Raw genomic sequence first — 7,218 nt, 5'->3', positions numbered from 1 at the left:
GGGCCGGATCCGCGAGATCTCGGGCGTGGCGACCTCGATCGCGGCGGCGGTGGAGGAGCAGGGCGCGGCGACCCAGGAGATCGTGCGCAACGTCTCGCAGGCCTCGACGGGAACCGGCGCGGTGACGGTGAACATCGCGGGGGTGGCGGGGGCGGCCGAGGAGACGGGCGCTGCCGCCTCCCAGGTGCTCGCCGCCGCCTCCGAGCTGTCGCGCCAGTCCGAGCACCTCGCCGCGGAGGTCGGCCGTTTCCTGGCCGGCGTGCGCGCGGCCTGAGGTCCGCGGGTCCGCGCTTCGACGGAGCGGACCCTGGAGCGCTCTTGCGCCGAAGTGGACGCCGGTTCGGCGCAAGAGAGCGCGTCAAGACAAGAGGTTAGAGCCGTTCCCGATCGCAACGCGATCGGGAACGGCTCTAGGCATCGGACCCGATCGTCCGGTCCGAACGCGCCGGCCCGCCCGCGCGGGATGCGCCGACCGAGGGAGGGCGGAACCGAGAGACGATGGGATAGACCGCCGGCAGCACCACGAGCGTGAGAAGCGTCGCCGTGATCAGGCCGCCGATCACCACGGTGGCGAGCGGGCGCTGGACCTCGGCGCCGGCGCTGGTCGAGAGCGCCATCGGCAGGAAGCCCAGCGTCGCGACGAGGGCGGTCGTCATCACCGGGCGCAGGCGCATCTCGGCGGCGCGCGTCGCGGCCGCCTCCGGTGCGAGCCCCGCGCGCTCGAGCTCGCGGATGTAGCTCGTCAGCACCACGCCGTTCAGCACCGCGATGCCGAAGGTGGCGATGAAGCCGATCGCCGCCGAGACCGAGAAGGGCAGGTCGCGCAGGTAGAGGGCGAGGATGCCGCCGGTCGCCGCCACCGGCACGTTGAGGAAGATCAGCCCCGCGAGGCGGATGTCGGCGAACATCACGACGAGGAGCACCAGGATGGCCGCCATCGCGGCCGGCACCACCACGGAGAGGCGGGCGGTCGCCTCCTCGAGGTTCTGGAACTGGCCGCTCCACCGCAGGGCGTAGCGGGGCGGCAGGCCGACCTGGCGCCGCACGGCCTCCCGCGCCTCCGCGACGAAGCTCTGCACGTCGCGCCCGCGCACGTTGGCCTGGACCGAGATGCGCCGCTGCAGGCGCTCGCGGCTGATCTGGGCCGGGCCGGCGGCGACCTCGACGGAGGCGACGAGCGACAGCGGGACGAGGGCGCGGCCGCTGCGCCCCACGGGCAGGGCGCGGATATGCTCGAGGTCGCCGCGGTCCGCCGCGGCGAGGCGCACCACGATGTCGGTGATGGCGTTGTCGTCGCGATAGACCATCCCGGCGGTGCGGCCGCCGATCGCCTCGACGGTGTCGAGGACGTCGGCGGCGGTGATGCCGTAGCGGGCGGCCGCCGCGCGATCGACCCGGATCGACAGGGCCGGCATCCCGGCCTGCGCCTCGGCCTTCACGTCCGCCGCGCCCGGCACGGCCGAGACCGCGCGCACGATCGCCTCGGCCTTCTCCTTCAGGATGCCGAGATCGTCGCCGTAGAGGCTGATCGCCACGTCGCCGCGCACCCCCTCCAGGAGGTCGTCCATGCGCATCTGGATCGGCTGCGAGAAGGCGTAGGCCACGCCCGGCACCTCCTCGCGCAGGCGCCGGTCGAAGGCGGCGACGAGCGCCTCCTGCGTGCCGGCGGTCGTCCAGGTCGCGGGGTCGGCGAGGGTGATGAAGCTGTCGGTCGATTCGACGCCCATCGGATCCGTCGGGATCTCGGCGCTGCCGGTGAGCGAGACGACCCGCTTCACCTCGGGAAAGGACCGGAGCACCGCCTCGATCCGCCGGACGACCTCCAGCGAGGCGTCGAGGTTGATGCCGGGCAGCTTCTCCGAGGTGACAACGAGCGAGCCCTCGGAGAGCCGGGGCAGGAACTCGCCCCCGAGGCGCGTGGCTAGCCAGCAGCTTCCTCCGAACAGGGCGAGCGTGAGGAGGATCGTGGCGCCGGCCCGCCGCTCGGCGAGCCGCAGCACCGGCCTGTAGGCGGCCCGCATCCCGAGGACCAGGCGCGTCTCGCGCTCACCCACGCCGGGGCCGGAGAGGACGAGCGCGGCGAGCGCCGGGATCAGCGTCATGGTCAGCGCGAGCGATCCGGCGAGCGCCAGGATGACGGTGAGCGCCATCGGCCGGAACATCTTGCCGGCCACCCCTTCGAGGGCGAGCACCGGCAGGTAGACCAGGATGATGATCGCCACCGCGAACAGGACGGGCCTGGCGACCTCCGCGGTCGCGTCGCGGATCACCGCGTGGGGAGGCTCGCCCGGCCGCTCGCCGCGGGCGCGCAGCACGTTCTCGACCATCACCACCGCGCCGTCGACGATCAGGCCGAAATCGATCGCGCCCAGGCTCATCAGGTTGCCCGAGAGGCCGAAGAGCCGCATGCCCGCGAAGGCGATCAGCATCGAGAGCGGGATCGCCGCCGCGACGACGAGGCCGGCGCGCAGGTTGCCGAGGAGCAGGAGCAGCACGGCCACGACCAGCACCGCGCCCTCCAGCAGGTTGTGCGCGACCGTGCGGATCGTCCGCTCCACCAGGGCGGAACGGTCGTAGTAGGGCACGATCGCCACGCCCGGCGGGAGCTGCGGGCCGAGTTCGGCGATCGTGGCCTTCACCCGCTCCACGACCGCGCTCGCGTTCTCCCCCTGCTGCATCATGGCGATGCCCACGACGGTCTCGCCGGCCGCGTCGCGGCTCACCGCCCCGAGCCGGACCTTGGGCGCCTCCACCACCGCGCCGAGGCTCGCCACCGTGACCGGGATGCCGCCGGGATGGGTCGCCACCACGATCTCGGCGATGTCGGCGGGGCCGCGCGCGAGGCCGAGGCCGCGGATCACCTCCTGCTGGTCGTTGTGCTCGATGTAGGCGCCGCCGCGCGCCATGTTGTTCTCGGCCAGCGCCGCGTAGACCTGGCCGAGGGTCACGCCGTAGCGGTGCAGGCTCTCGGCGGAGACCTGCACCTCGTAGGTCGGGAGCTGGCCGCCGTAGATGTTCACGTCGGCGATGCCGGGCGTCAGCTTGAGGCGCGGCGCGATGGTCCATTGCAGGATCCGCTTCAGCTCCATCGGCGCGTAGGCCGGCCCGCGCAGCTCGAACTGGTAGATCTCGCCGAGCCCCGTCGCCATCGGCCCCATCTGCGGCTCGCCGACACCGGCCGGCATCATCGCCCTGGCCTGGGGCAGGCGCTGGAAGACCTGGGCCCGCGCCTCCGTGAGGGCCACGCCGTCCTCGAAGGTGACGTAGACCGCCGAGACGCCGTAGCGCGAGGTCGAGCGGATGCCCGTGAGGCCCGGCGCCCCCGCCATGGCGCTCTCGACGGGGAAGCTGACCAGGCGCTCGACCTCCAGGGGCCCGAGGCCCGGCGAGAGGGTCAGGATCATCACCTGCTTGGGCGAGATGTCGGGCACCGCGTCGATGGACAGGCCCTGGAGGTTGACGAGGCCGCCCGCGGCGCCCGCGAGCGCGACCACGAGGACGAGCCAGCGGCGGCGGATCAGGAGGGCGAACCATGTCCGCATCGGCTCTAGTCCGTCGAGCCGAGGAGGGCGCGCAGCAGGACGGCCTTGAGGCCGAAGCTGCCCTCCGTCACCACCTGCTCGCCGGGGGCGACGCCGTCCGCCACCTCGACCCAGTCGGCCCGCTGCACGCCGAGCGTGAGCGCGCGCTTCTCGAACCGGTCCTCGCCCGCGCGCACGAAGGCGACGGGGCCGCCCTCCGTCTGCTGCACGGCGGCCGCCGGGATCGTCACGCCCGTGCGCCCGAGGTCGGCCTCGATCGCGACGGAGACGAACATGTTGGCCCGCAGGGCGCCCGCCGGGTTGGCGATCTCGATCCGGGCGGGCGCCGTGTTGCTGACGGGATCGACGGCCGCGTTCACGGAGCGCACCCGGCCCGCGAACTCCGGATGGTCCGGCACGGGCGCCCGCACGCGGGCGGCATCGCCCGCCCGCACGGCGGCGATGTCGCGCCCGTAGAGGTTGGCCAGCACGAGGATCTGCGCCGGATCGGCCACCGTGAAGGCGTCGCGGCCGGTATCGACCATCTCGCCGAGCGTCACGGACGCGCTCGTGACGACGCCGTCGATCGGCGAGACGAGGGCGACCGTGCCCGGCGCCGCCCCGGGCTCCGGCGCGAGGCGCTCGTACTGCGCCGTGTAGAGCTCGACCTTTGCCTCGGCCGAGAGCGTGGCGGCGCGCGCCCGGGCGCGCTCGACCTGGCGCCGGTCGACCTCCGCCTGGGCGACGCCGCCGAACTTCAGCAGGTCCTGGCCCCGCTTCAGGTTCGTCTCCGCGACCTGCTCGGCGGCCCGCGCCTCGGCGAGGCTGGCCCGGGCCTCCGCGAGGCCGTTGCGCGCGTCGAGGAGACCCGCGGCGTCGAGGGTGGCCAGCGTCTGCCCGGCCCGCACCGGATCGCCCGGCTGGACCGCGAGGCTGAGGACGCGCCCCGGCGTGCGCGGCTTCAGATGGGTGACGCGCCGCTCGTCGAAGGCGACCGTGCCGGGCGCGCGCACCGGCAGGACGATCCGCCGGGTCTCTGCCCGGCCGAAGGCGAGCCCCAGGCGCTTCTGGCCCGCCGCGTCGAGGATGACGCGGTTCGGGTCGGCCTCGGCGGGCGCGTCGGGCGCGGCCCGATCGTCGGATGCCGCCGCCTCGTCGGCGCGCGATGCGCCGAGCCCGAGCCGGACGAGCACCGGCCCGAGACTGGGTTCCCAGGCGTCCCTGTCCCACCAGGCGACCGCGCCGAGGGCGCAGGCGAGCGCGAGCAGGACCAGGCCGCGGACGGGCGGGCCGCCCCGTGGCCTCCGGCGCGACGGATCCGGCGAGACCCGGTGCCCGGCATCGGACCGCTCGGGGCACCGCTCGGCCTCGTCCGCGACGCGCGCGACAGTCTCCACGGCCAGCAGCACGACCGCTCCACGTTTCCAGATTAGAGATATTCCAACATCTAGGCCGAGGGCCCGGAGCCGCCATTAAATTCGCGTTCACGCTCCGGCCCCGCCCGCGACGGCGGCGTTGTTCCGTGACAGGACATCCGGGCAGGCGGAGGCAGCGGGACGGGGACGTGGCGAGGCTCCTTCTGATCGAGGACGATGCCGAGACCGCCGGGGAGGTGCTCGCCGACCTGCGCGAGCGCGGGCACGTCGTCGGCTGGGCGGAGACTGCCCCGGACGGCGCGGCGCGGATGCGCGCGGCGACCTGGGACGCGCTCATCCTCGACCGCATGCTCCCGGGCGGCGACGGGCTCGGCCTGCTTCAGGCGCTGCGGCGGGAGGGGGACCGCACGCCGGCCCTGGTGCTCAGCGCGCTCGGCACGGTGGACGAACGCATCCGCGGCCTGCGGGCGGGGGGCGACGACTACCTCACCAAGCCCTTCGTGCTCGCCGAACTCGCCGCCCGGATCGAGGCGCTGCTGCGCCGTCCGGCCGACACCCGCGAGACGATCCTGCGGGTCGGCAGCCTGGAACTCGACCTGATCGCCGGCACGGGCCGGCGGGGAACGCGCGACCTCGCGCTGCTACCGCGCGAACTCAAGCTGCTCGAATACCTGATGCGGCGCCCCGGGCAGGTCGTGACCCGGGCCCTGCTGTTCGAGGAGGTGTGGAACTACCGGTTCACGCCGAAATCGAACCTCATCGACGTCCATCTCGGCCGCTTGCGCCGGAAACTGGAGGCGGAGGGCGAGCCGCCCCTGATCCACAGCACGCGCGGCGTCGGCTTCACCCTCATGCCCGATGACTGACCTCATGCGCTCCACCACCGCGCGCTGGGCGCTCGGCATCGCGCTGTGGTCCGTCCTGCTCGCGCTGGCGACCTTCGCCTTCGTCTACTGGCAGACCGCGGCCTTCCTCAGGGAGGAGCTGGCCGAGACCCTGCGCCTGGAGGTGCGCGCCGCCGCGGCCGACCCGGCGGGCGCGGCCGCGCGCGTGGACACCTGGGTCGCCATGGACCTGCACGCGACGCATTACGGCGGCCTGTTCGGTCCGGACGGGGGGCGCCGCTCGGGCAATCTCGACGCGGTCCCGCCGGATCTGGCGCGGGACGGCGAGGCCTACCGGGTCGGTGCGCGGGTGGACATCGCCGGGCACCGGCTCGACGACGAGATCTGGGCCGCCGCCCTGGCGCTCGCCGACGGCAGCACCGTGGTGGTCGCCCACGACGCCGACGAGATCGACCGGGTGCGGACCCGGAGCCTGCGCGCCCTCGGCCTCGGGCTGGTGCCGACCCTTGTGCTCTCCGGCTTGGGCGGCCTGCTGCTCGCCGGCCGCGCGCGCCGCCGGCTCGCCGCCACCGAGGCGGCGGTGGCGCAGGTGATGCGGGGCGACCTCGGCCGGCGCCTGCCGGTGGGGCGCCACGGGGACGAGTTCGACCGGCTGGCCGGCAACGTCAACCGGATGCTCGACGAGATCGAGCGCCTGCTGGGCGAGGTGCGCAGCGTCGGCGACGCGGTGGCGCACGATCTGCGCACGCCGCTGACCCGGCTCAGGGCGCGGCTGGAACGGACCCGCGATCACGCGGGCAGCGTGGCGGAATTCCGCGCCGCGATCGACCAGGGCCTCGCCTGGATCGACCAGACGCTCGCCATGGTCACCGCGGTGCTGCGCATCGGCGAGATCGAGCACGGGCGGCGCTCCGCGGGCTTCGCGCCGGTGGACCTCGCGCAGGTGGTCCGCGAGGTCGCGGAGTTCTTCGAGCCGATCGCCGAGGACAAGGCGGTCCTCCTCCGCGCCGCGGTGGAGGCGGGCCTGCCGCCCGTGGACGGGGACCGCGACCTGCTCTTCGAGGCGCTGTCGAACCTCGTCGAGAACGCCGTGAAGTTCACCCCGCCCGGCGGAGCCGTGCGGGTCGGCCTGGCGCGATCGGGCATGCACGCCGTCGTCTCCGTCGATGACACGGGGCCGGGCCTTCTCCCGGGCGAGCGCGATCAGGTGTTCCGACGCTTCTACCGGGCGGAGCGGGCCCGCCAGACCCCGGGCAACGGCCTCGGCCTCGGCCTCGTCGCGGCGATCGCCGCGCTGCACGGCTTCTCGGTCGAGGCGGAGGCATCCGCCGAGGGCGGCGCCCGCTTCGCGATCACCGCCCCCCTGCGGGACGAGGCGGCGCGGCGCCGCGCGCAGGCCGAGCCCGCGGATCCGATGCCGTCGCGGGCCGCCGGGCCGGAGGCCTGAGGGCGCTGACGCAGCTTCCGCCCCGAGCG

General features: G+C 74.5%; 4 protein-coding genes and 1 pseudogene. 3 read left to right on the top strand and 2 right to left on the bottom strand.

What is annotated here, in order from left to right; all coding sequences use genetic code 11:
• Positions 1–274 (top strand): annotated as a pseudogene (locus MFF56_RS10975) (methyl-accepting chemotaxis protein); the annotation flags it as partial.
• Positions 275–410: 136 nt separating this feature from the next.
• Here MFF56_RS10975 and MFF56_RS10970 read toward each other — a convergent pair.
• Together MFF56_RS10970 and MFF56_RS10965 are read right to left on the bottom strand one after the other, a co-directional pair.
• A complete protein-coding gene (locus MFF56_RS10970) occupies positions 411–3,542 on the bottom strand; it encodes an efflux RND transporter permease subunit (RefSeq protein ID WP_066919464.1) in 3,132 nt (1,043 codons plus the stop codon).
• 5 nt (positions 3,543–3,547) lie between these two features.
• Positions 3,548–4,930: an efflux RND transporter periplasmic adaptor subunit gene (locus MFF56_RS10965; protein ID WP_082772887.1), complete on the bottom strand. Its 1,383-nt coding sequence runs from the start codon at positions 4,928–4,930 to the stop codon at positions 3,548–3,550.
• Positions 4,931–5,085: 155 nt separating this feature from the next.
• Here MFF56_RS10965 and MFF56_RS10960 point away from each other — a divergent pair, with 155 nt between their 5' ends.
• Positions 5,086–5,763 carry a response regulator transcription factor gene (locus MFF56_RS10960; protein ID WP_066919466.1) on the top strand — a complete coding sequence of 226 codons (678 nt, stop codon included), beginning with the start codon at positions 5,086–5,088 and terminating at the stop codon, positions 5,761–5,763.
• A 4-nt stretch (positions 5,764–5,767) separates the two neighbouring features.
• Entirely contained in the window at positions 5,768–7,189 is a 1,422-nt protein-coding gene (locus MFF56_RS10955; RefSeq protein WP_373324047.1) for a HAMP domain-containing sensor histidine kinase, read from the top strand.
• The last annotated feature ends 29 nt before the right edge of the window (positions 7,190–7,218 follow it).

The organism is Methylobacterium hispanicum (assembly GCF_022179285.1).
Taxonomy (GTDB): Bacteria; Pseudomonadota; Alphaproteobacteria; order Rhizobiales; family Beijerinckiaceae; genus Methylobacterium; species Methylobacterium hispanicum.
This window is presented reverse-complemented; position numbering and strand designations above follow the sequence as displayed.

What these genes read in the sequence shown, in the direction of transcription:
- MFF56_RS10970 (WP_066919464.1), bottom strand. Translation starts at nt 3,542, where the DNA reads ATGCGGACATGGTTCGCCCTCCTGATCCGCCGCCGCTGGCTCGTCCTC.
- MFF56_RS10955 (WP_373324047.1), top strand. Translation starts at nt 5,768, where the DNA reads ATGCGCTCCACCACCGCGCGCTGGGCGCTCGGCATCGCGCTGTGGTCC.